We start from the raw sequence: 22961 nt of genomic DNA, 5'->3' as shown, positions 1-22961 counted from the left end.
GTCGTTTCCGCTATCGTGTTTAGCATATAAAACACGATGGCGGGATGAGCGCTCATATCCGCCGTTTTAAATGATTTTCGTTCATTTGATAAAACGAGAGCGGTGTGATGAGTGCTTTATTCGATACAGAAAACGCAGCCTGGCCCTTTCCGGCAAAGCCCGCGCGGCTCAGTGCCGATGAAAAAGAATTTTACCTCAGCAAAATCAAGCGGCTGCTAAAAGAACGCAATGCGGTGATAGTGGCTCACTATTATACCGACCCGGAAATCCAGGCGCTGGCGGAAGAGACCGGCGGCTGCGTAGCGGACTCGCTGGAGATGGCGCGCTTCGGCAGCACCCATCCCGCCTCAACGCTGCTGGTGGCGGGCGTGCGTTTTATGGGCGAAACCGCCAAAATCCTCAGCCCGGAAAAAACGGTGCTGATGCCGACGCTGCAAGCGGAATGTTCCCTCGATCTCGGCTGCCCTATTGAAGAGTTCACCGCTTTTTGCGACGCCCATCCCGACCGTACCGTGGTGGTCTACGCCAACACCTCGGCGGCGGTCAAAGCGCGCGCTGACTGGGTTGTGACCTCCAGCATTGCGGTTGAGCTGATCGACCATCTCGACAGCCTGGGTGAAAAGATCATCTGGGCGCCGGATCGCCATCTCGGCCGCTACGTTACGCAAAAAACCGGCGCGGACGTGCTCTGCTGGCAGGGCGCCTGCATTGTGCATGACGAATTCAAAACCCAGGCGCTGCTGCGCATGAAAGCGCTCTATCCCGACGCGGCGGTGCTGGTGCATCCGGAATCGCCGCAGGCGGTGGTCGATCTGGCCGACGCGGTCGGCTCGACCAGCCAGCTGATTCAGGCGGCGCAGCGGCTGCCGCATCCGCAAATGATCGTGGCGACCGATCGCGGCATCTTCTACAAAATGCAGCAGGCGGTGCCGGAAAAAACGCTGCTGGAAGCACCTACCGCAGGCGAGGGCGCCACCTGCCGCAGCTGCGCGCACTGCCCCTGGATGGCGATGAACGGCCTCAAAGCGATTGCCGAAGGGCTGGAGCAGGGCGGCGCGCAGCATGAAATAGAGGTTGATGCCGCGCTGCGCGAGGCGGCATTATTGCCGCTCAACCGCATGCTATCCTTTGCTGCGGAACTCAAACTTAAGGTAAAAGGGAACGCCTGAGGAACAGATGATGGATTTTTTCAGCACAAGCAATATCCTGGTTCATATCCCGCTCGGCGCGGGCGGCTACGATCTTTCCTGGATTGAAGCCATCGGCACGCTGGCGGGACTGCTCTGCATCTGGCTCGCCAGCCTGGAGAAAGTCATCAACTATCCGTTCGGCCTGATCAACGTCACGCTGTTCGCCGCAATCTTCTTTCAGATTCAGCTTTACGCCAGCCTGCTGCTGCAGCTTTTCTTCTTCGTTGCGAATGTTTATGGCTGGTACGCATGGAGCCGGCAAACCGACGATCGCCAGGCTGCGCTGAAAATCCGCTGGCTGCCGCTGCCAAAAGCGCTGGGCTGGGGGGCGGTCTGCGTTATCGCCATTGCGCTGATGACGCGCTATATCGATCCGGTCTTCGCCTTTCTGAGCCAGATCGCCGTATCGCTGATGAACGCGCTTGGCCTGCAGGTCACGATGCCGACGCTGCAGCCCGACGCCTTTCCGTTCTGGGATGCCAGCATGATGGTGCTCTCCATCGTGGCGATGATCCTGATGACGCGCAAATATGTCGAAAACTGGCTGCTGTGGGTGGTTATCGACATTATCAGCGTAATGATTTTCGCGCGTCAGGGCGTCTACGCCATGGCGCTGGAGTATGTGATCCTGACGCTGATTGCGGTTAACGGTTCGCGCATGTGGATAGCGAGCGCGCGCCAGCATGGCTCGCGCGCGCTGGCGCGTCAGTGAGAATGCGCATGTTCGCCGTGATGATGGTGATGCTCCGGCGCTGAGCCACCGCTAAAGCCAAGATCGCAGTCGGGCGTGGCGCAAGGCTGATACTCCATCTGCACCGTAGCGTGTTCAATTTGATACTTCTGGTGCAGATAGTGATGGATACGCTGCAGCAGCGCATCGTGATCGTAAGGCGGGATCACATGCACGTGCAGCGTTACCACCGGTTTCTCGCCCACCTGCCAGACGTGTACATGGTGCACGTTGCGCACTTCGGGAATATTCAGCGTTAAATCGCGCGTCAGCTTCTCCGCATCGATCACTTCCGGCGCGCCCTCCAGCAGTTCGTGCAGGCTTTCCCGCAGCAGCGCCCAGGCGCTGCGCAGCACCAGTAGCGACACCAGCAGCGACAGAATCGGGTCGATGGGCGTCCAGCCGGTATAAAGAATAATCAACGCCGCTACAATCGCGCCGACCGAGCCGAGCAGATCGCCCATTACGTGCAGGGCAGCGGCGCGCACATTAAGGTTCTTCTCCTCGCTGCCATGATGCAGCAGCCAGAAAGAGAGCATATTCGCCAGCAGGCCTGCAACGGCGATGCCGAGCATCAGGCCGCCAGTCACCGGCTGCGGCTGGTAAAAGCGACGCAGCGCCTCCCAGACGATAAGCGCGGTGATCACCAGCAGGGCGATTGCGTTAACGAACGCCGCCAGCGTGGTAAGACGCAGCAGGCCAAAGGTGTGACGGGCGTTGGGTTTGCGCTGGGCGAAATGCACCGCCAGCAGCGCCATCAGCAGCGCAGCGGCGTCGGTAAGCATATGACCGGCATCGGCCAGCAGCGCCAGCGAGCCGGAGATCCATCCGCCAACCGCCTCCGCCACCATAAAGAGTGCCATGACGGCGAAGGCGGCCGCGAGGCGTTTACGATTGCCTGCCGGCGCGCTATGAGAATGATTATGAGCCATAAGAGTCCAGTTTTTTCAGTAGCCTGTTGGTGAGTAATAGTAGCAAATCCCAGTCGTCCGGCGCGTCCTGCTGCTGTTTAGCGCAATCGGCAAGCTGCTGACAGAGCCCGGCGCCCTCTTGCATACCGATCAACAGCCAGCTTCCCTTCATGCGATGCGCCGCTTCCGCCAGCTGCGTCCAGTCGTTTGCCGCGCGCGCCGCCGTAATGCGCGCCACATCGTTGTTCAACGCGTCGCGCAGGGTCTGGCTGAGACGCGCCAGAAATTTCTCGTTCTGCTGCGCTAGCTGGCGCAGATTATCATCCAGCGCCGCCAGCGGATCCCGATCGAAATGCGCCAGCAGCGCGGCGAGATCGCTGAGCTGCACCGGCTTGATCAGCACACGTTCGTTCTCCTGCAGCGGCAGGCTGAGCAGCTGCGCATCGGCGGAGCAGAGCACCCGCATCGGCCGCGTCTGACGCTGGCGGTCGCGGCGACGCAGCAGCCGCAGCAGCAGCTGGCCGTCCGGGCGCGGCATCATCTGGTCGATAAACAGCAGATCGTAGGGCTGAGCGGCGTCGGCGCGTAGCAGGGCGCGCCCCTCGGCGAAACAGTCCGCCTCAACCGCGAACCGCGCCAGCTGCTGCTGCAACACCAGCAGATTCGCCGGATGATCGTCGACGATGGCGACGCGCAGCGCGGCGTAGCGGGGCAGAATGGCGCTCTCCTGCGGCACGACCTCGCAGCGCTGCAGCGGCAGCGTCACCGTCACGTCAGTGCCGCTGCCGGGCTGCGAGCGCAGCGCGATGTCGCCGCCCATGCGCTGCACAATCTCCCGGCAGATAAACAGCCCCAGCCCGCTGCCCTGCACCGATACCTTTTTGCCGGACGGCGCCTGATACCAGGGATCGAACAGCTTCGCCTGCTCTTCCGGTGGAATGCCGCTGCCGCTGTCGTGCAGGGTAAATACCAGCCGTTCGTCGGCGGCGAGCGTCAGGCGTATCTCGCCCTGGGTGGTAAATTTCAGCGCATTGGTCATCAGGTTGTTGATCACCTGCTGTAGCCGATCCGCATCGATCATCACGCAATCCGGCAGCGGCGTCAGTGCCTCTACGCTCAGCGTCGGGCCGCCCGCACGCATCAGCGGATGATAAAAATGCTGCTGCTGCGCCAGCCATTCGCCCAGCGCCAGCGGACGCGGCGCAAGGGCAAAGCTGTTGCTCTCAATACGCGCGTGATCCTGCAGATCGTTCAGCAGCGTCAGCAGCGAACGGGCGCTGCTGTAGACCAGCGCCAGGTTCGCGGAGCGCTCTTTTTCCAGCTCCAGCAGCCCCAGAATCGCCTGCATCGGCGTGCGTAACTCATGGCTGACGGTGGCAAGAAACTGGCTTTTCATCGCGTTGGCGCGCTCGGCCTGTTGACGCTGTAGCCGTTCGCGACGCTGCTGCCAGTAACGGCGTGCCAGCAGCAGCAGCAAAATGAGGATAGCCGCACCCGCCGCAGCGAGTACCAGCCGCGGCAGCGCGCGCATCGTCATCACATTGCCCGGCTGCGGCGGCGTCAGCCAGCCGTCACGCATCTGACGCTGCGTGTCGACGGGAATTTGCTGTAGCGCGCGGTTGATCAGCGGACGCAGCAGCGGCTGGTCGGCGGTCACGCCCAGCGCGATCGGCCAGGCGATATCGCTGGCGGCGAAGGCGAGATGCAGCCGATCGCCGTAGCGTCCGGCGATGCGCCAGCGCGCCGATAATACGTTATCGGCCAGCGCATCGATCTGCCCATTCGCCAGCGCGTCGTACAGGCTGGCGCGATCGGTAAAGACCTGCGGCGTCACGTCCGGCGGCAACAGCTGCGTCGCCACGTCGTCGCGCAACAGGCCTATGCGTTTGCCCGACAGATCGTGCCAGCGGCTAAAGCTGGCGTCGCGGCGGCTGTAAATGCCCCACAGCGCGCGCCAGACCGGCAGCGTGGCGTTTTGCGTCGCTTCGCCGTTGAGCGGCTGCGTCAGCCGCAGCATCACCTGACGCTGCGCCAGCAGTTCATCGGCCTGTTGCGGGCCTGCGACCCAGCGCGGCGCGAAGCGAACGCCGCTGCTCTGCGCAATAGCGTTCAGCAGATCGACGCTGTAGCCACGCGCCGCGCCGTTGCTGTCACGGTAGCTCCAGGGCGCGTTATCGCTCTCCGCCGCGTAGTAGATCACCGGATGCGCGCGCAGCCACGCGCGCTCCGCCGCGCTCAGCATCAGGGTTTGCGTATCCTGATAGCGCGGCAGCGGCACGCCCCAGCGCGACTGCAGATTGGTCACCAGCTCGGCAGGCAGCTGGCGCAGGCTCTGATTCAGCCAGTCGATCAGTCCGGCATCGCGGGCGAAAGCGCGCAGCGTCAGTTGGCCGACATCCAGCTGCGAGGCGATCTGATAGATCTCGCCCTGCTGCAGCTGACTGAGCAGAAAACTGGCGCTGATCTCATCCGCCACCACATAGTCGTTCTGCTGATTCAGCAGCGTGGAGAGCGCCTGGAGATCGTTGCTGTAGGTGCGCCAGCGATGCTTTTCCGCAACCGCCGCGGGCAGCTGCGCCAGCGTCACGCCGCTAATAGCGAGCTGCGCGTTCTGGCTATTGAACATTACGGCGCGCGCGTTGCGCTGGCTGCGATAAATACGCAGCGGGCTGCTGAACCAGCTTTCGCTGTGCAGTACGCCCGCCGGCAGCGGGTTTGGCAGCGCGCCCAGCGCAAAATCGATCTGGCCGCTCTGCAGCGCCGCCATCAGCTGCGCGCGATCGGCGAACAGCTTTAGCGTGAAGCGGGCGCCGGTGAGCTGGTGCAGCGCGGCCAGCGCGTCGGCGTCAAGACCGTAAAGCTCGTCGCCGACGCGCATCGTCCAGGGCGCGTTACTCTCCTCCAGCAGCCCGACGCGCAGCGTTTTTCCCTGCATCGTATCGGCGCCGCTGACAGGCATCATCATCGGCAGCTCCAGGCTGCTGACCGGCCGTACTTCCGCCCAGGTTAGCGTAGCGGCCAGAGAGAGCAGTAGCAGCAGCCATCTCACTGCTGCGCTTTCCACAGGTCGGCCAGCTCCACCACTGAGCGCGCGCCGGTTTTTTCCAGAATATTCTTTTTATGGGTGCTGACAGTTTTATTGCTGATATGCAGCTGTTCGGCGATTTGCAGATTAGAGAGGCCGCTCGCCAGCAGCGCCAGCACCTGCTGTTCTTTACTGGTAAGCGGCAGGGCAGGCGCGTCAGCGGCGGGCGGGAAAGCGAGCTGGCCGCCCAGCACCGCGAGAATAGCGCTCAGCAGCTGTTCCATACGCTGGCTTTTGACGATATAGCCCGCCGCGCCCAGCGCCTGCGCGCTGCGCAAATAGTGACTGCTCTGTTGAGCCGAGTAGATCAACACGGGGATATGCGGGAAGTGGATCTTCAGACGACGCAGAATTTCCAGCCCGTCGCCGTCCGGCAGGCCGATATCCAGCACGATAATGTCGGTGGGCTGCGTCAGCAGCTGGCGCGCCTGCTGTTCGCTGGCGGCGGATCGTAAAAGGATGGGAAAGGGCGCTCGTTCAAGCGCGGCTTCCAGCGCTACTTCAACCAGCGGATGGTCATCTATCAACAACAGCGAGGCCATGAACATTTCCTGACAGGATTCATTGCCCCAGCATAGCGGAAGTTAGCGTAGAGAAAAATAATGGAGAGCCGAAGCTCTCCAGAATATATTACTGCGTGGTGCCGTCGGTTTTACGGTCAACTTTACCGCCGCCCTCTTTGGTCTGAACCTTGCTGTTAATATCCGGGCACTTGCCATCTTTACACTGGCTGTTTTGATCCATTTCGTTAGCGGACATATTGCTGCCGCTCGTGCTGCCGCCATTAGCCGCAGGATTAGTATTAGTGTCAGTGTTATTAATCTTGCTGTTATCAACATTATTCGGCGGCAGATTCTGTTTTGCGCCGCCTGCTGCCGCGCCTGCTTCAGCCGCCTGGTTAGCGGTGCCGTTATTGTCGGCCATTGCCGCGCCGCTGCCTAATGTCATTGCCGCCGTCAGAAAAATCATTGCAAATTTATTCATCATTATGCTCCTGTAATCAATGAAAGCTGCTGTTTGAAACCCGATGCTGCAGTTTGACGCAAAGATGTTCCGGCGAAATTTAATTTCACCCAAAGGTCGTCCGGAAGGCATAAATAATGTAAGCGAACCATTCCTCAGTGCTTACAATTAAAAGCCTAGTTGAGAACCCTATAAATGCAAATTTCACTCGTGCATTTAAGATGCGTCCTGAATTTACACTCCGGGCGCAACGGGATAAATTGGATGGGTTGTGCCCGACGCGCGTTGGGCCAGAAATAAATGGAATGATTAATGAATTACCAGAACGATGATTTACGCATTCGGGATATCAAAGAGCTGCTGCCTCCCGTTGCGCTGCTGGAAAAGTTTCCCGCAACCGATAATGCCGCTCGCACCGTTGCCAGCGCCCGCGACGCTATCCATCAGATTTTGCAGGGCCAGGACGATCGTCTGCTGGTGGTGATCGGCCCCTGTTCGATTCACGATCCGCAGGCGGCGAAAGAGTACGCCTCGCGTCTGCTGAAGCTGCGTGACGAGCTGAAAGGCGAGCTGGAAGTAGTGATGCGCGTCTATTTTGAAAAACCGCGCACCACCGTGGGCTGGAAAGGGCTGATTAACGATCCCTATATGGACGGCAGCTTTCAGCTGAACGACGGCCTGCGTCTGGCGCGCCAGCTGCTGCTGGAAATTAATGACAGCGGACTGCCGGCGGCGGGCGAGTTTCTCGATATGATTACGCCGCAGTACGTGGCGGACCTGATGAGCTGGGGCGCCATCGGCGCACGCACTACCGAGTCGCAGGTGCATCGCGAACTGGCGTCGGGGCTCTCCTGTCCGGTTGGCTTTAAAAACGGCACCGACGGCACCATCAAAGTGGCTATCGACGCGATTAACGCTGCCGGTTCGCCGCACTGTTTCCTTTCTGTGACCAAATACGGCCACTCGGCGATTGTGGAAACCAGCGGTAATGCGGACTGCCATATCATTCTGCGCGGCGGCAAAGAGCCGAACTACAGCGCGCAGCACGTCAGCGCGGTAAAAGCCGGGCTGGAGAAGGCCGGTCTGCCTCAGCAGGTGATGATCGATTTCAGCCACGCCAACAGCAGCAAGCAGTATCAGAAGCAGATGGAAGTGGCCGATGACGTAGCGGCGCAAATTTCAGGCGGCGAGCATGGCATTATCGGCGTGATGATTGAAAGTCATCTGGTCGAAGGCAATCAGAGCCTGGAGAGTGGCGAGCCGCTGGTCTATGGCAAGAGCGTTACCGACGCCTGCATCGGCTGGAATGACACAGATAAAGTGCTGCGCCAGCTGGCAGCGGCCGTTAAGCAGCGCCGCGGCTGATTAGCAGCAACTCAGTTGCCGTTCACGTCACCACTCGGTCGGCAGCAATAAAAAAGGCCAGACATCTGTCTGGCCTTTTTGCATTCAGCTCACGCTTACTTTGCTTTACCCTGGTTAGCGACGGCTGCAGCTTTCGCTGCGATCTCGTCGGCATCGCCCAGATAGTAGTGTTTGATCGGTTTGAAATTCTCGTCGAACTCATAAACCAGCGGAACGCCGGTCGGGATGTTCAGCTCAAGGATCTCATCTTCGCTCATATTGTCGAGGTATTTCACCAGCGCGCGCAGCGAGTTACCGTGCGCAGCGATGATCACTTTCTCACCGCTCTTGATGCGCGGCAGAATGCTCTCGTTCCAGTAAGGAATAACGCGATCGATGGTCAGCGCCAGGCTCTCAGTGGTCGGCAGCTGCTCAGCGCTCAGTTTCGCATAGCGCGGGTCATGGCCAGGGAAACGCTCATCACTGCGATCCAGCTCCGGCGGCGTAACCGCGAAGCCGCGACGCCACTGTTTAACCTGGTCGTCACCATATTTGGCAGCCGTTTCCGCTTTGTCCAGACCCTGCAGCGCGCCATAGTGGCGCTCGTTCAGACGCCAGGATTTCTCAACCGGCAGCCAGGCCTGATCCAGCTCATCAAGAACGTTCCACAGAGTGTGAATGGCGCGTTTCAGCACGGAGGTGTAAGCAAAATCGAAGACGAAACCTTCTTTTTTCAGCAGCTGACCGGCTGCTTTGGCTTCGGTGCGACCTTTATCAGAAAGGTCCACGTCATACCATCCGGTAAAGCGGTTTTCCTGGTTCCACTGACTTTCGCCGTGGCGGACCAGAACCAGCTTAGTTACGGCCATAGTTAACTCCTTAACTCTTTGATGTTTCTACGATAATGGAAACCTTGCTGCAACCAACCCGACGCGCGCGCCCGGCGGCACATGGATAGCGCCATACCATAGCGGAAAACGGCGCAGGGCGTAAGCCTGTCGGCGACGCACTGCGCGTTTTTCATCCGGCGGCTCAGCGCGGCGTAAAGCGGTAGCGCGTCACGGACTCCCAGCGCTCGCCCGGCTGCAGCCAGCATGAGGGCTGAGGCCACTCAGGATGATTCGGCGAATCGGGTAAAAATTCGCTCTCAAGCGCAATGCCCTGGAAAGCAGTATAGCTTTCCTGCTCACGCGCGCGCGTTCCCGCCAGATAGTTGCCGGTATAGAACTGCAGCGCGGGCGCGGCGGTCATCACGGTCAGCTGCAATTCGCCGTCGGCGGACCAGAGTTGCGCGGCAGGCTGGCTGACGTCGCCAGCGCTGTCGAGCAAAAAGGCGTGATCGTAGCCCTTAACCGCCTGCTGATCCGCATCGGCGAGGAAATCCTGCGCCACGATCTTCGCCTCGCGAAAATCGAAGCTGGTGCCTGTCACCGCTTTCAGCGGCGCGTTGGGAATACCGGCGCTGTCGACAGGCAGATAATGTTCGGCCAGCAGTTGTAAGCGATGCTGGCGCGCGTCGCCATGATGCGCGTCAAGATTAAAGTAGGCATGGTTAGTCAGGTTGACCGGGCAGGGCTTATCGACTTCGGCCTGATAGCTGATCGACAGACAATTGTCGTCATCCAGCTCATAGCGCACCTGCGCCAGCAGGTTGCCCGGAAAACCCTGATCGCCGTCCGGCGAGTCAAGCCGGTAAACCACGCTGTTTTCGCTCTGGCTGACGATCTGCCAGCGGCGCTTGTCGAAACCCTGCGGCCCGCCGTGTAGCTGATGCTCGCCCTGATTCGCCGAAAGCTGAATATGCTGCTGCGTCAGCTTCGCATTGGCGATGCGGTTGGCATAGCGCCCGATAGTCGCGCCGAGATAGGCGTCCTGATGCAGATAGTCGGAAGGCGTGGCGCAGCCGAGCAGGGTTTCACGCACGCTGCCGTCGCGCATCGGCACGCGCGCCGATAGCCAGGTCGCGCCCCAGTCCATAAACGTCGCCACCATGCCGTTGGCGTTGCGTAAAACGGTAATGCGCCACGGCTGGCCGTCTGGCGCGTGTGAATTGACGTCGCTTAACATTGGCCGGCTCCTTCTGAGGCGGTGCAGACGTAGAACGTCTCTTTGATGCCGGTTTTCGCTTCATACTGCTCCGCGACCGCCGCTTTCACCTGGTCGACCAGATCGAACGGCATCAGGGCCACGACGCAGCCGCCGAAGCCGCCGCCGGTCATACGCACGCCGCCGCGCTCGCCGATCTCCGCTTTGACAATCTCAACCAGCGTATCGATCGGCGGAACGGTGATCTCAAAATCATCGCGCATAGAGGCGTGAGATTCCGCCATCAGCTCGCCCATGCGTTTCAGGTCGCCTCTGCTCAGCGCGTCGGCGGCCTCCAGCGTACGGGCATTTTCGGTCAGAACGTGACGCACGCGTTTTGCTACCTGCGGATCCAGCTCGTGCTCTACCGCTTTGAACTGTTCAATATCTACGTCGCGCAGCGCAGGCTGGGCAAAGAAGCGCGCGCCGGTTTCGCACTGCTCGCGGCGCGTATTGTATTCGCTGCCGACCAGATTGCGGCGGAAGTTAGAGTTAATGATCACCACCGCGATATCTTTCGGCATAGAGACCGGCCGGGTGCCGAGCGTGCGGCAGTCGAGCAGCATGGCATGGTCTTTCTTGCCCAGCGCGGAGATCAGCTGGTCCATAATGCCGCAGTTGCAGCCGACGAACTGGTTCTCCGCTTCCTGACCGTTGACGGCGATAGCCGCGCCGTCGAGCTTCAGGTGATAAAGCTGCTGAAATACGGTGCCGACCGCCACTTCCAGCGACGCTGACGAACTCAGGCCAGCGCCCTGCGGGACGTCGCCGCTGATCACCATATCAACGCCGCCGAAGCTGGCGTCGCGCTGCTGCAGATGTTTCACCACGCCGCGCACGTAATTGGCCCACATCGGCTCTTTCACGCTCATAATCGGCGCGTCAAGCGAGAAGCTGTCCTGCTGATTATCGTAATCCACCGCGACGACACGCACCTGACGATCGTCGCGCTTCGCGCAGGCAATTACCGTCTGATAGTCGATGGCACACGGCAGCACGAAGCCGTCGTTGTAGTCAGTGTGTTCACCAATCAGGTTAACGCGGCCCGGCGCCTGGATAGTGTGGGTCGGCGCATAGCTAAAGGTGTCGGTGAAAATCTGCTGCGTGGTGCTTTTTAAGCTCATTGTTTTGCCTCGCGGAAATGAATATCGCTAACGGCGCGCAGGCGTTCCGCCGCCTGTTCCGCCGTTAAATCGCGTTGGGTTTCAGCCAGCATTTCGTAGCCGACCATAAATTTGCGAACCGTAGCCGAGCGCAGCAGCGGTGGGTAAAAGTGCGCGTGCAGCTGCCAGTGATCGTTCTCTTCGCCGTTGAACGGCGCGCCGTGCCAGCCCATGGAGTAGGGGAAAGAGCACTGGAACAGGTTGTCGTAGCGGCTGGTCAGCTGCTTGAGCGCCTTCGCCAGATCTGCGCTCTGCTCAGGCGAGAGATCGCTCAGGCGTTTAACCTGCGCTTTCTTCGGCAGCAGCAGCGTCTCGAACGGCCAGGCCGCCCACCAGGGCACCACCGCCAGCCAGTGTTCGGTCTCGACTACGGTGCGGCTTCCGTCGCTGAGTTCGCGCGCGGCGTAGTCCACCAGCATCGGCGAGCGGTGCGCGGCGTAATAGGCGCGCTGATTACTGTCTTCGCGCTGCGCTTCATTGGGTAAAAAGCTGTTGGCCCACACCTGACCATGTGGATGAGGATTGGAGCAGCCCATCGCCGCGCCTTTGTTTTCAAAAACCTGCACCCAGGGATAGCGCTGGCCGAGATCGGCGGTCTGCTCCTGCCAGGTTTTTACCACCTCTTCCAGCGCAGGCAGCGACATCTCCGGCAGCGTTTTGCTGTGGTCTGGCGAAAAGCAGATCACCCGGCTGGTGCCGCGCGCGCTTTCACAGCGCATCAGCACGTCGCTGCTTTCCGGCGCTTCTGGCGTATCGGTCATCAGCGCGGCGAAGTCGTTAGTGAAGACGTAAGTGCCTTTATAGTCAGGGTTCTTGTCGCCGGTGACGCGCGTATTGCCCGCGCAGAGGAAGCAGTCCGGATCGTGCGCCGGCAGCCTCTCTTGCGATGGGGTTTCCTGCGCGCCTTGCCAGGGACGTTTGGCACGGTGTGGCGAAACGAGGATCCACTGATCGATCAGCGGATTGTAACGGCGATGCGGATGATCGACCGGGTTAAATTTTTCCATGTTGAGTCCTGGTTAACGTCAAAAAGCCAGACAGGCATTGTTAAAAAATAGCACATCAGCGCCCGGTAAAGCGTGATCAAGTCTGGATAAATGGAATCGTTTACACAAGCTGAAAATTCTTATTCAAAGCCTTTTGCAGCGGGACAGGCAGGTTAAAAAGGCTAAGCAATGGTAGCGGTTACATAAGACGGGTCAGGGAAAATAAGCGGACGCCGCCGGGCGGCGTCGCGCTGATTAACGCAGGCTCTCCTGCTGGTAGGTGTAGCCCTCTGCGGCAGGGACAAAGCTCAGGCGGTGGGTAATGCAGCGCGGAGCGTCTTCGGCATGGTGCGAAACAAACAGCAGCTGCGTGCGGCCTTCGCCAATCAGAATATCGACGAAACGGCGCACCAGCTGGCGGTTAATCGGATCCAGCCCCTGAAGCGGCTCATCAAGGATCAGCAGCGCCGGATGCTTCACCAGCGCGCGCGCGATCAGCACCAGCCGCTGCTGACCCCAGGAGAGGCTGTGGAACGGCGCGTCGGCCAGCGCGTTGTCCATACCGAGCAGCGCCAGCCACTGCCGCGCCAGCGCCTTTTGCCTTTCCGATACCGCCTGATAGAGGCCGATCGAATCGAAAAAGCCGGAGAGGATCACGGTGCGCACGTTCACGCTGACGCGATAGTCGAGATGCAGGCTGCTGCTGACGTAGCCGATATGCTGTTTGATATCCCAGATGGTTTCGCCGCTGCCGCGCCTGATGCCGAACAGCGTGAGATCGTTACTGTAGCCCTGGGGATGATCGCCGGTGACCAGGCTCAGCAGCGTTGATTTGCCCGCGCCGTTAGGCCCGACGATCTGCCAGTGCTCGCCGGCGTTCACCTGCCAGCTCAGCCCGTTAATTACCGCTTTATCATTGTAAGAAATCACGCCGTTGCGCAGTATGACGCGTGGCGCATCCTCCGCCAGCTGCGGAAGCTGATCGGGGGCGTCCGGCTCCGGCAGGGCCATGCCCTCCAGCTGTTCGCTGTGCGCCAGCTGCGCCACCAGCGCCTCCGCCAGGATCGCATCGCGCGCGCCGACGTGGGTCAGGGTGCACTCCGCCAGCACGCCTACCTGCTGAATAAAGTCGGGAATATCGTCAAAACGGTTGAGCACCAGCACCAGCGCGACATCGGGCTGCTGCAGGCTCGCCAGCGTCTCCGTCAGGCTGGCGCGCGAGGCGACATCAAGGCCGTCAAAAGGCTCGTCGAGGATCAGCAGATCGGGCTGTTTCATCAGCGCCTGACAGAGCAGGACTTTGCGCGTTTCGCCGGTGGAAAGATATTTAAAGCGCCGGTCGAGCAGATAGCTAATCCTGAACCGCTCCGCCAGCGCCTGCGCGCGCGCGTTATCTTTTATCTCGTCCTGAATAATCTCCAGCGCGGTGCGGCCGGTATCATCTTCGCCTTCGCTCAGCAGATCGGTGTTGTTGCGCTGCCATTCATCGGTGACCAGCTTTTGCAGCTGCTCCAGCGACAGACGCGTCGGGCGCGCGAACTGGCTGATAAAATCGCCTTTTTCCGGCATCAGCTCGCCCGCCAGCGCGCGCGCCAGCGACGATTTGCCGCTGCCGTTGGCGCCGACGAAGGCCCAGCTCTGGCCGCCTGCCAGCCGCAAATCGTTAAGGTTGAGTAATCGGGTGTCGCTAAGACGAAACGTGCCTTGCGAAATTTGCAATGAAGCCATGATTTATCCCATTTTATGCACTGTATTACCGAGTTGTAACCACAGCTGCCGGGGAAGTCAAATCATGGCGCATCGATCAGAGCAGCGTAGCGATAATCGCGTGTTCGGCATTAAAACTCGCCGTCACGCTCTCGCCGGGCTGCAGGTTCTGCTGCTGCACCTGCTGATTAGGCAGCGTCGCGCAGAGGGTTTCGCCGCTCGGCAGCGTCATCAGCACTTCGCTCATCTGCTCGCCTGGCTCAATCTGACTCACCTGCGCGCTGAGCTGATTATCCGCCTGCGACGCCTCGCGACTGACCTGAATCCATGGCGCTTTGATCAGCACCAGCACCTCTTTGCCTGCTTCGAGCTGTAAGCGCTCGACGCTGCGCTGGGTCAGCGCGACGTTAAGCTGGGTTGCGCCGTCCGCCAGCCGCACCTGAAGGTGCTGCACCACATGCTGTTCGTCATGGGCCACCACGGTGCCGAACAGCTGGTTGCGGGCGCTGGTCTGCAACGAAAAGCGTGCGATGGTCGCCAGCAGGCTGTCGAGCGGTACCGAGTCGTTTTGCAGAGCGTCGAACGCCTTTTGCTGAATCTGCTCCAGCAGCTGAAACAGCTGAATAAGACGCTCGCCGTAGCGCGTCAGCTGCGCGCCGCCGCCGCCTTTGCCGCCGGTAGCGCGATCCACCAGGGTTTCGTCAGCCAGCTGGTTCATCTCGTTGATCGCATCCCAGGCGCTTTTATAGCTAATGCCCGCCAGCTTCGCGCCCTGGCTGATAGAGCCGGTTTCGCGGATGCGTTTCAGTAATGTCATCCGGCGCGGATCGGCAAACAGCTTCTGCTGCAGCCGGATGGTAAGGGAAAGTTCAGCCTGCATAGGGGCGTCTCCAGAAGATATGAATGCAACGATCATAGCGGTGTCGGGCGTAAAAAGTAAAAGCACGAAAAGGGCAGTGCGTTTTTTTCCTCAGACGTTACAATCACTTTTTTGCTTTGCTGAGTGAGACTTCCATGCTGGAACTGATTAAAAGCCTTGCTGTGGCGGTGATTATGGTGCCGGTGGTAATGGCGATTATGCTGGGCCTGATTTATGGTCTGGGCGAGGTGTTCAACGTCATCTCGAAATTTGGCCGCCGCGAGCACTCTTCACGCTCCACCCATTGATTTCCCGACGCCCGCTCTTGCGGGCGTTTTTATTGCGCCCGCTCAACCTTCTCCTTTTCCTGCCGATAATTTTGTAACGCTCCCCATATCTGCGTTGTATCATCGCTTACACAACGCATAACAGGAGAAAACGCATGACAATTCGTTCGTACCGCTGGGGTCTTGCCGCCGCGCTGAGCGTCACGCTGGCCGGGCAGGCGGTTGCCGCTGAAAAAGTGACCGTCTTCGCCGCCGCGTCGCTGACCAACGCGCTGCAGGAAATTGCGACGCAGTATAAAAAGAAAACCGATGTGGAAGTGGTATCCTCTTTTGCCTCCTCCTCCACGCTGGCGCGCCAGATTGAACAGGGCGCGCCCGCCGATCTCTTTATTTCAGCCGATCAGCAGTGGATGGATGACGCCGTAGCGAAAAAGAGCATGGATGACGCCACGCGCGTGACCCTGCTCGGCAACGAGCTGGTGCTGGTCGCGCCGCGCAGCGACAGCGCGAAGCCCGTTACGCTGAACGAACAAACCGACTGGAAAAGCCTGCTGAAAGGCGAACGTCTGGCGGTAGGCGATCCTGACCATGTTCCGGCCGGCATTTATGCGCAGGAAGCGCTGCAAAAGCTGGGTGCCTGGCAGACGGTATCGCCGTCGCTGGCGCGCGCCAATAATGTCCGCGCCGCGCTGGCGCTGGTGGAGCGCAAGGAGACGCCTTACGGCATCGTCTACGGTTCGGACGCGGTCGCCAGCGATAAAGTGCAGGTGGTCGGTACTTTCCCGGCATCCAGCCATAAGCCGGTTGAATATCCCATGGCGATAGTAAAAGCGCATAATAACGCCGCCGTTAAGGCGTTTTATGATTATCTGAAAGGCCCGGAAGCGGCCGCAGTGTTTAAACAGTATGGATTCTCCCCGAAAGCATGATACTCAGCGATCCCGAATGGCAGGCGGTAATGCTCAGCCTGAAAGTCTCCAGCATTGCGGTGCTGTTTAGCCTGCCGTTTGGCATCCTTGTGGCCTGGATTCTGGTGCGATGCCGGTTTCCAGGCAAATCTGTGCTCGACAGCATTATTCATCTGCCGCTGGTGCTGCCGCCGGTGGTGGTCGGCTATCTGCTGCTGATCGGCCTGGGGCGTCGCGGCGTGATCGGCCAGTATCTGTATGACTGGTTCGGCTTCAGCTTCGCCTTTAGCTGGCGCGGCGCGGCGCTCGCCTCTGCGGTGATCGCCTTTCCGCTGATGGTGCGCGCTATCCGGCTGGCGCTGGAAGCGGTAGATATGCGGCTGGAGCAGGCGGCGCGCACGCTCGGCGCCGGACGCTGGCGCGTCTTTTTCACTATCACGCTGCCGCTGACGTTGCCCGGCATTATCGTCGGCACCGTGCTGGCTTTTGCCCGTTCGCTGGGCGAGTTCGGCGCGACCATTACCTTTGTCTCCAATATCCCGCAGGAGACGCGTACGCTGCCGCTGGCGATGTTTACCCTGATCGAAACCCCTGGCGCTGAGGGCGCGGCGGCGCGTCTCTGCGTCATTGCTATCGCGCTGGCGCTGCTCTCTCTGTTGATTTCGGAGTGGCTGGCGCGCTGGGGCCGCAAAAGGATGGGTGCCTGATGCTGACGCTGAATTTTTCACAACGGCTGGGGGATCACCAGCTCGATATCGATGCGCAGATCCCGGCGAAGGGCATTACCGCGGTATTCGGCGTCTCCGGCGCGGGGAAGACGTCGCTGATCAACGCCATCAGCGGCCTGACGCAGCCGCAGCGCGGCACTATCGCGCTAAATGACCGTGTGCTGCTCGACGTTGAGAAAGGCGTGATGCTGCCGCCGGAAAAACGCCGCGTCGGCTATGTTTTTCAGGATGCCCGACTGTTTCCGCACTACCGCGTGCGCGGTAATTTACATTACGGCATGTCGTCCGCGATGAAAGGGCAGTTCGACGCGCTGGTCACGCTGCTGGGGCTGGAAAAGCTGCTGGATCGCTTTCCGCTGTCGCTTTCGGGCGGTGAAAAACAGCGCGTCGCTATTGGCCGCGCGCTGCTGAGCGCCCCCGATATTTTGCTGATGGACGAGCCGCTCGCCTCGCTCGATCTGCCGCGCAAGCGCGAACTGATGCCCTATCTGCAGAAGCTGGCGAAGCAGGTCGAAATCCCGGTGCTCTACGTGACCCACAGCCTTGATGAGATTTTACAGCTGGCAGAGAACGTGCTGGTGCTCGATCGCGGTGGCGTGAAGGCTTTCGGCCCGCTGGAAAAGCTCTGGAGCAGCAGCGCGATGCGTCCCTGGCTGCCGGTGAATGAGCTGACCAGCGTGCTGCGCGTGCAGGTGCTGGAACACCATCCTGACTATCCGATGAGCGCGCTGTCGCTCGGCGACCAGCATATCTGGGTGAGCCGGGTCAACCATCCGGTAAAAACGCCGCTGCGTATTCGTATCGCCTCGGCGGACGTCTCGCTGGCGCTGCAGCCGCCGCAGCACAGCTCGATTCGCAATATATTGCCGGCGCAGGTGGTAGAGCTGCTTGAGGTGGGCGATCAGGTTGAGGTTCGCTTGCGTATCGGCGTCAGCGAACTCTGGGCGCGCATTTCACCCTGGGCGCGGGATGAGCTGGGCATTCGGCCAGATCAGTGGCTCTATGCCCAGATTAAAAGCGTTTCGGTCACCGCCTGATTACAGCAGCTGCTGCTGGATAACCTCAGCGATGCCTGGTTCAAGGTTGGTGCCGATCACCTGTTTTGCACGCGCCTTAATCGCCTCGTCGGCGTTGCCCATCGCCACGCCCAGTCCGACCGCTTCCAGCATGCTGAGATCGTTGTAGTTGTCGCCGAAGGCGATAACGTCCTGCATGCTGAGGCCCAGCGAGGCGACCCATTCCGCCAGCCGCCGGCCTTTGCTGTTGCCGCGCTGCGCGATATCGACCTGATCGTGCCACGACCATTCGCACGCCAGCCCCAGCTCCGCCTCCACCTGATTCGCGAACCGCTGCAGTTCAGCGGTGTTTTCATGGGAAAGGGCGAACTTCCAGATTGACTGCGCTTCGCACGCCGCCGTCGCCAGGTCAGGCACCTGAACAAACAGCGGTCGCTGATGCGGCGGCAGCGATTCCGCCCACTTCAGCGTGCGCGTCACATGCCCCGTGGGCGTCTGGTAGAGCATCGCATCGTCGACGTAGAGCAAGCCATGGATACCATTCTCATCCAGCATCTCAATCACGCGCAGCGCCTGCTCCTTATCCAGTGGATCGGCAGCCAGCACCTTTTTTGCCTGATAATCATACAAATAGGTGCCGTTACAGCAGATTGCGGGTGTATCGAGTTCCAGCGCCTGATAAAAAGGGTGGATAGCGCAGTGGTGACGACCGGTGACGATAGCCACCTTGACGCCAGCCTGACGCGCACGCTTCAGCGCCTCGATCGACTGGGGCAGAATGGTTTTAGCGGGCGTCAGCAGGGTGCCGTCGAGGTCGAGGGCAATTACGCGATAGCTCATGGCTTATTCCGTCAGAAGGGATGAAAGAGGCATCGAGTCTACACCGGGGCGCGGCCCTGAGACAAAAAGCAGGGCACAAATGATCCCGGCGCACCGTAGAAAAAGAGACTACAGTGAGCCACAGACACAATACTGACAGGCTGCGAACAAGGAGAATGCATGAAACAAGTCGTTTATACCGCCAGTCCCGAGAGCCAGCAGATCCACGCGTGGCGGTTAGATGAAGAGGGCGCACTTTCGCTGTTGCAGGTGACGGATGTCTCCGGCCAGGTTCAGCCGATGGTGGTCAGCCCGAAGAAAGATTTCCTGTACGTTGGCGTGCGTCCGAACTTCCGCGTCGTGGCGTTTCGTATTGCCGCCGATGGCACCCTGAGCGAGGCGGGCGAAGCGCCGCTGCCAGGCAGCCCGACCCATATTTCCACCGATCGTACAGGCAACTATCTGTTTTGCGGCTCCTATAACGACGCCTGCGTCAGCATCAGTCCAATTGGCGAAGATGGCTTGCCGCAGGCGCCGTCTCAGGTGATCCGCGAACTGGACGGCTGTCACTCCGCCAATATCGATAACGCCAACCAGACGCTGTTCGTCCCGGCGCTGAAGCAGGATCGTATTTGCCTCTACTCCCTGAGCGCCGACGGCAAGCTGGCGCCGCGCGCGCAGGCGCAGGTGACCACGGTAGAGGGCGCGGGTCCGCGCCATATGGCGTTTCATCCCAACGGCAGCTATGCCTACTGCGTGAACGAGCTGGACAGTACCGTTGACGTCTGGTCGCTGAGTAATGCGCGCGGCGAAGTCGAGCGCGTGCAGTCGCTGGATATGATGCCGCCGGGCTTTAACGAGACCCGCTGGGCAGCGGATATTCATCTGACGCCTGACGGTCGCTTCCTCTACGCCTGCGATCGCACCAGCAGCACTATTACGATATTCAGCGTCAGTGAAGATGGCGGCCTGCTCTCAATCGAAGGCTATCAGCCAACGGAAACGCAGCCGCGCGGCTTTAATATCGATAACAGCGGCCGTTATCTGGTGGCGTCAGGACAGAAGTCACACCATATCGAAGTTTACCGTATCAGCGAGCCGCAAGGTTTGCTGACGCCGCTGGCGCGTTACGCGGTGGGGCAGGGCCCGATGTGGGTGGTAATTCATCAGCTGGATTAAGCTTGCCAGCTCAGGCGTGCGGGGTAGCGGCTCCGCACGCTTTTTCTAAATTGCTCCATGCCGATGCAAGATCAATATTGCGCTTTTCTGGCTGTGACAGGATACGTGGATTGTTTTTTTCGGAATCAGGAAAGATGAAGAAGAGCAACCGTACGCCTACCCCGCATGACGCCGCGTTCCGGCAGTTTCTCGGCCAGCCGGAAATCGCCCGCGATTTTATGCTTATCCACCTTCCGCCCGAACTGCGCGCCGTCTGCGATCTCTCCACTCTTAAGCTGGAGTCCGGCTCTTTTGTCGAAGACGATTTGCGTCAGTACTTCAGCGATGTGCTCTATAGCCTGAAAACCACTACCGGCGATGACGGCTATGTTCATGTTCTGATTGAGCACCAGTCTACGCCAGACAAGCATATGGCGTTCAGGCTGTTACGCTATGCGGTCGCCGCCATGCAGCGCCACCTGGATGCAGGCCATAAAAAACTGCCGCTGGTGATACCGGTACTGTTCTATGCCGGTAAACGCAGCCCCTATCCCTGGTCTACCTGCTGGCTTGATGAATTCAGCGATCCGGGGCTGGCATCCCGGCTTTACGGCACGCCTTTTCCGCTGGTGGACGTAACCGTTATTCCCGACGAAGAGATTGCTGGTCATCGCACCATGGCCGCGCTGACGCTGCTGCAAAAGCATATTCATCAGCGCGATCTGAGCGAGATGCTGGACAAGCTGGCCTCTATTCTACTGGCCGGTTATCTCTCTTCATCGCAGATAATATCGCTGGTACACTATATTATTCAGGCTGGCGAAAGCTCAGACGCCGAAGCCTTTGTTCGCAAACTGGCACAACGGATGCCGCAGCAGGGGGAGCTATTGATGACCATTGCAGAACAGCTTGAACAGAAAGGCATCGAAAAAGGAATTGAAAAAGGCATTCAGCTAGGCCGTCAGGAAGGCCGTAACGAAGGCAAACTTGAAGTTGCCCGCCGTCTGCTGGAGATGGGCATGTCGCGCGACGCTGTGCAGCAGGCGACTGGCCTGAGCGAGGCGGAGCTGGCGCAGATCCGTCACTAACCCTTTCGAAAGCGGCGCCGCTGTCGCGGGCCGCATCTACTTCCCGTTACGAATACTTCACCGTTATTGAAGCGCTCGCCAGCGCATGAAAATGTACGTTAAAGCCGACCATCGCGCCGCTCGCCTCAGCATCCACCTCGATTTTCTCTACGTCCAGCGCATGCACGGTAAAAATATAGCGATGGCTTTCGCCCTGCGGCGGTGCCGCGCCGCCGTAGCCCGCTTTGCCGAAATCGGTACGCGTCTGCAATGCGCCCGGCGGCAGCATCGACTGGCCTGAGCCAGCGCCTTGCTCCAGCAGACGGGTGCTGGCGGGAATATTCACCACCACCCAGTGCCACCAGCCGGAACCGGTCGGCGCATCGGGATCGTAACAGGTGACGACGAAGCTTTTCGTACCCTCCGGCACCTCGTCCCACGCCAGATGCGGGGAGATATTATCGCCCTGGTAGCCCATACCGTTAAACACCTGGCGCTCCGGCATCTTGTCGCCGTCTTTAAAATCATTGCTGAAAACGCGCATCTTCTCTCCTCGATTGTCAGGACCTGTTCACTGCGAACGTTCTCCATCTTATCCAAAAAAGCAGGCGGTTCCAGTGGTTAGCCGCTAAAGTGCGCCTCCTGCGTCAGCGCCTCGGCAACCGCCTGCGTCAGGGCGCCTAGCGCCTCTGGCGTAATGATATAGGGCGGCATCAGGTAGATCAGGCGGCCAAACGGACGTATCCAGACGCCGCGCTCGACGAAAAAGCGCTGCAGTCGGGCCATATTGACAGGACGATGCGTCTCGACAACGCCGATCGCCCCCAGCACGCGCACGTCCGCCACCTGCGGCGCAGCGCGCAGCGGCAGCAGCTCATCGCGCAGCTGCTGTTCAATACGCGCTACCTGTTGCGGCCAGTGGCCTTCGTTAAGCAGCGACAGGCTTTCTACCGCCACGGCGCATGCCAGCGGATTGCCCATAAAGGTCGGCCCGTGCATAAAGCAGCCCGCCGGACTGTTGCTGATGGTATCAGCAACATGGCGCGTAGCGAGCGTCGCCGCCAGCGTCATCATCCCGCCGGTCAGCGCCTTGCCGACGCAGAGGATATCGGGCGTCACCTCTGCATGTTCACAGGCGAAAAGTTTGCCGGTACGGCCGAAACCGGTCGCGATCTCATCGGCAATCAACAGCACGTTATAGCGATCGCAGCATTCGCGTACCCGCTGCAGATAGCGTGGATGGTAGAAACGCATGCCGCCCGCGCCCTGCACAATCGGTTCGAGGATCACCGCCGCCAGTCGGGAATGGTGCTGCTCAATCAGGCGCACAAAGTCATCCGCGTCGCGCTCGTCCCAGGGATCGTCAAAGCCGCACTGCGGCGCGGCGGCAAAATGGTGCTCCGGCAGGTAGCCGCGCCACAGGCTGTGCATCGAGTTATCCGGATCGCAAACCGACATCGCCGCAAAGGTGTCGCCGTGGTAGCCGCGTTGCAGCGTCAGGAACTGCTGTCGCGTTTCGCCGCGCCCCAGCCAGTACTGCATCGCCATTTTCATCGCCACTTCAACCGCGACTGAACCGGAATCGGCAAGAAACACGCACTCCAGCGCGGCGGGCGTCAGCGCAACCAGCTGACGGCAGAGCGCGACTGCCGCTGGATGCGTAATGCCGCCGAACATCACATGCGACATCTGCGCCATTTGATCCTGCATCGCCTGGTTCAGACGGGGATGGTTATAGCCATGAATCGCCGCCCACCAGGAGGACATGCCGTCCACCAGCTGGCGGCCGTCGGCCAGTTGCAGATGCATACCCTGCGCCGCGACCACCGGGTAGCAGGGCAGCGGATCGCGCATCGATGTATAGGGGTGCCAGATATGCTGGCGGTCGAATTCGGCGTCCTGAGAGGTGAACATGGTAGTTGTAAACCAAAATAAAAAGATTTAGTTTACAAGTA

General features: G+C 59.9%; 22 protein-coding genes. 9 read left to right on the top strand and 13 right to left on the bottom strand.

The window, feature by feature from the left end:
* Positions 1–107 precede the first annotated feature (107 nt).
* Together nadA and pnuC are read left to right on the top strand one after the other, a co-directional pair.
* Positions 108–1169 carry a quinolinate synthase NadA gene (gene nadA / locus MHZ89_RS04180; RefSeq protein WP_311782257.1) on the top strand — a complete coding sequence of 354 codons (1062 nt, stop codon included), beginning with the start codon at positions 108–110 and terminating at the stop codon, positions 1167–1169.
* Between the two features lie 10 nt (positions 1170–1179).
* A complete protein-coding gene (gene pnuC / locus MHZ89_RS04175; RefSeq protein WP_311782256.1) occupies positions 1180–1902 on the top strand; it encodes a nicotinamide riboside transporter PnuC in 723 nt (240 codons plus the stop codon).
* Here the strand turns inward: pnuC and zitB are convergent.
* The 4 genes from zitB to MHZ89_RS04155 form a co-directional block, all read right to left on the bottom strand.
* Positions 1896–2852: a CDF family zinc transporter ZitB gene (zitB, locus tag MHZ89_RS04170; protein WP_311781970.1), complete on the bottom strand. Its 957-nt coding sequence runs from the start codon at positions 2850–2852 to the stop codon at positions 1896–1898. The two genes, pnuC and zitB, sit on opposite strands and share 7 nt — an antisense overlap.
* Positions 2842–5895 carry an ATP-binding protein gene (locus MHZ89_RS04165; protein WP_311781969.1) on the bottom strand — a complete coding sequence of 1018 codons (3054 nt, stop codon included), beginning with the start codon at positions 5893–5895 and terminating at the stop codon, positions 2842–2844. The genes zitB and MHZ89_RS04165 overlap by 11 nt, the downstream gene beginning before the upstream one ends.
* A complete protein-coding gene (locus MHZ89_RS04160; RefSeq protein WP_311781968.1) occupies positions 5877–6458 on the bottom strand; it encodes a response regulator transcription factor in 582 nt (193 codons plus the stop codon). Before MHZ89_RS04160 ends, MHZ89_RS04165 begins: the two co-directional genes overlap by 19 nt.
* Before the next feature lie 88 nt (positions 6459–6546).
* Positions 6547–6903, bottom strand: a complete 357-nt coding sequence (locus MHZ89_RS04155) for a YbgS-like family protein (RefSeq protein WP_311781967.1) — start codon at positions 6901–6903, stop codon at positions 6547–6549.
* Between the two features lie 288 nt (positions 6904–7191).
* On the opposite strand from MHZ89_RS04155, the gene aroG reads away from it, so the two are divergent.
* Entirely contained in the window at positions 7192–8244 is a 1053-nt protein-coding gene (gene aroG, locus MHZ89_RS04150) for a 3-deoxy-7-phosphoheptulonate synthase AroG (RefSeq protein ID WP_311781966.1), read from the top strand.
* 95 nt (positions 8245–8339) lie between these two features.
* Here aroG and gpmA read toward each other — a convergent pair whose 3' ends face one another.
* The 6 genes from gpmA to modE all read right to left on the bottom strand — a co-directional run bounded on the left by gpmA (position 8340) and on the right by modE (position 15044).
* Positions 8340–9092, bottom strand: coding sequence for a 2,3-diphosphoglycerate-dependent phosphoglycerate mutase (gene gpmA, locus MHZ89_RS04145; RefSeq protein WP_103794935.1), 753 nt, complete (start codon positions 9090–9092; stop codon positions 8340–8342).
* Between the two features lie 163 nt (positions 9093–9255).
* Positions 9256–10290: a galactose-1-epimerase gene (gene galM / locus MHZ89_RS04140; RefSeq protein ID WP_311781965.1), complete on the bottom strand. Its 1035-nt coding sequence runs from the start codon at positions 10288–10290 to the stop codon at positions 9256–9258.
* Positions 10284–11432 (bottom strand): galactokinase, encoded by a 1149-nt coding sequence (galK, locus tag MHZ89_RS04135; RefSeq protein ID WP_311781964.1) that lies wholly within the window; start codon positions 11430–11432, stop codon positions 10284–10286. The genes galM and galK overlap by 7 nt, the downstream gene beginning before the upstream one ends.
* Complete coding sequence (gene galT, locus MHZ89_RS04130; protein ID WP_311781963.1) at positions 11429–12478, bottom strand: galactose-1-phosphate uridylyltransferase; 1050 nt, start codon at positions 12476–12478, stop codon at positions 11429–11431. The genes galK and galT overlap by 4 nt, the downstream gene beginning before the upstream one ends.
* A 234-nt stretch (positions 12479–12712) precedes the next feature.
* On the bottom strand, positions 12713–14185 hold the full coding sequence (modF, locus tag MHZ89_RS04125) for a molybdate ABC transporter ATP-binding protein ModF (protein WP_311781962.1): 1473 nt from the start codon (positions 14183–14185) through the stop codon (positions 12713–12715).
* Between the two features lie 76 nt (positions 14186–14261).
* Positions 14262–15044 carry a molybdenum-dependent transcriptional regulator gene (modE, locus tag MHZ89_RS04120; RefSeq protein ID WP_311781961.1) on the bottom strand — a complete coding sequence of 261 codons (783 nt, stop codon included), beginning with the start codon at positions 15042–15044 and terminating at the stop codon, positions 14262–14264.
* 134 nt (positions 15045–15178) lie between these two features.
* Between modE and MHZ89_RS04115 the strand changes: the two genes are divergently transcribed.
* From MHZ89_RS04115 to modC, 4 genes are all read left to right on the top strand, one after another.
* Complete coding sequence (locus MHZ89_RS04115) at positions 15179–15331, top strand: AcrZ family multidrug efflux pump-associated protein (RefSeq protein ID WP_120451527.1); 153 nt, start codon at positions 15179–15181, stop codon at positions 15329–15331.
* 134 nt (positions 15332–15465) lie between these two features.
* A complete protein-coding gene (modA, locus tag MHZ89_RS04110) occupies positions 15466–16239 on the top strand; it encodes a molybdate ABC transporter substrate-binding protein (RefSeq protein ID WP_311781960.1) in 774 nt (257 codons plus the stop codon).
* Positions 16236–16925 carry a molybdate ABC transporter permease subunit gene (gene modB / locus MHZ89_RS04105; protein WP_311781959.1) on the top strand — a complete coding sequence of 230 codons (690 nt, stop codon included), beginning with the start codon at positions 16236–16238 and terminating at the stop codon, positions 16923–16925. The genes modA and modB overlap by 4 nt, the downstream gene beginning before the upstream one ends.
* A complete protein-coding gene (gene modC / locus MHZ89_RS04100) occupies positions 16925–17983 on the top strand; it encodes a molybdenum ABC transporter ATP-binding protein ModC (protein WP_311781958.1) in 1059 nt (352 codons plus the stop codon). The genes modB and modC overlap by 1 nt, the downstream gene beginning before the upstream one ends.
* On the opposite strand, the gene MHZ89_RS04095 is transcribed toward modC, so the two are convergent.
* The gene (locus MHZ89_RS04095) at positions 17984–18802 is read right to left on the bottom strand and encodes a pyridoxal phosphatase (protein WP_311781957.1); all 819 of its coding nucleotides are present in this window, start codon (positions 18800–18802) and stop codon (positions 17984–17986) included.
* A gap of 159 nt (positions 18803–18961) precedes the next feature.
* Between MHZ89_RS04095 and pgl the strand changes: the two genes are divergently transcribed.
* Positions 18962–19960 (top strand): 6-phosphogluconolactonase, encoded by a 999-nt coding sequence (pgl, locus tag MHZ89_RS04090; RefSeq protein ID WP_311781956.1) that lies wholly within the window; start codon positions 18962–18964, stop codon positions 19958–19960.
* A 134-nt stretch (positions 19961–20094) separates the two neighbouring features.
* Positions 20095–21027 (top strand): Rpn family recombination-promoting nuclease/putative transposase, encoded by a 933-nt coding sequence (locus MHZ89_RS04085; RefSeq protein WP_311781955.1) that lies wholly within the window; start codon positions 20095–20097, stop codon positions 21025–21027.
* Positions 21028–21073: 46 nt separating this feature from the next.
* Here the strand turns inward: MHZ89_RS04085 and MHZ89_RS04080 are convergent, their stop codons facing one another.
* Both MHZ89_RS04080 and bioA read right to left on the bottom strand, forming a co-directional pair.
* Positions 21074–21550, bottom strand: a complete 477-nt coding sequence (locus tag MHZ89_RS04080; protein ID WP_120451541.1) for a kinase inhibitor — start codon at positions 21548–21550, stop codon at positions 21074–21076.
* A 77-nt stretch (positions 21551–21627) separates the two neighbouring features.
* Entirely contained in the window at positions 21628–22920 is a 1293-nt protein-coding gene (gene bioA, locus MHZ89_RS04075; RefSeq protein WP_311781954.1) for an adenosylmethionine--8-amino-7-oxononanoate transaminase, read from the bottom strand.
* Positions 22921–22961: the final 41 nt, after the last annotated feature.

This window comes from Pantoea sp. ACRSB (genome assembly GCF_022346905.1).
GTDB classification, from domain to species: Bacteria; Pseudomonadota; Gammaproteobacteria; order Enterobacterales; family Enterobacteriaceae; genus Pantoea; species Pantoea piersonii.
Note: the sequence above shows the minus strand (reverse complement) of the source record. Positions and strands in the feature narration are given on the sequence as shown.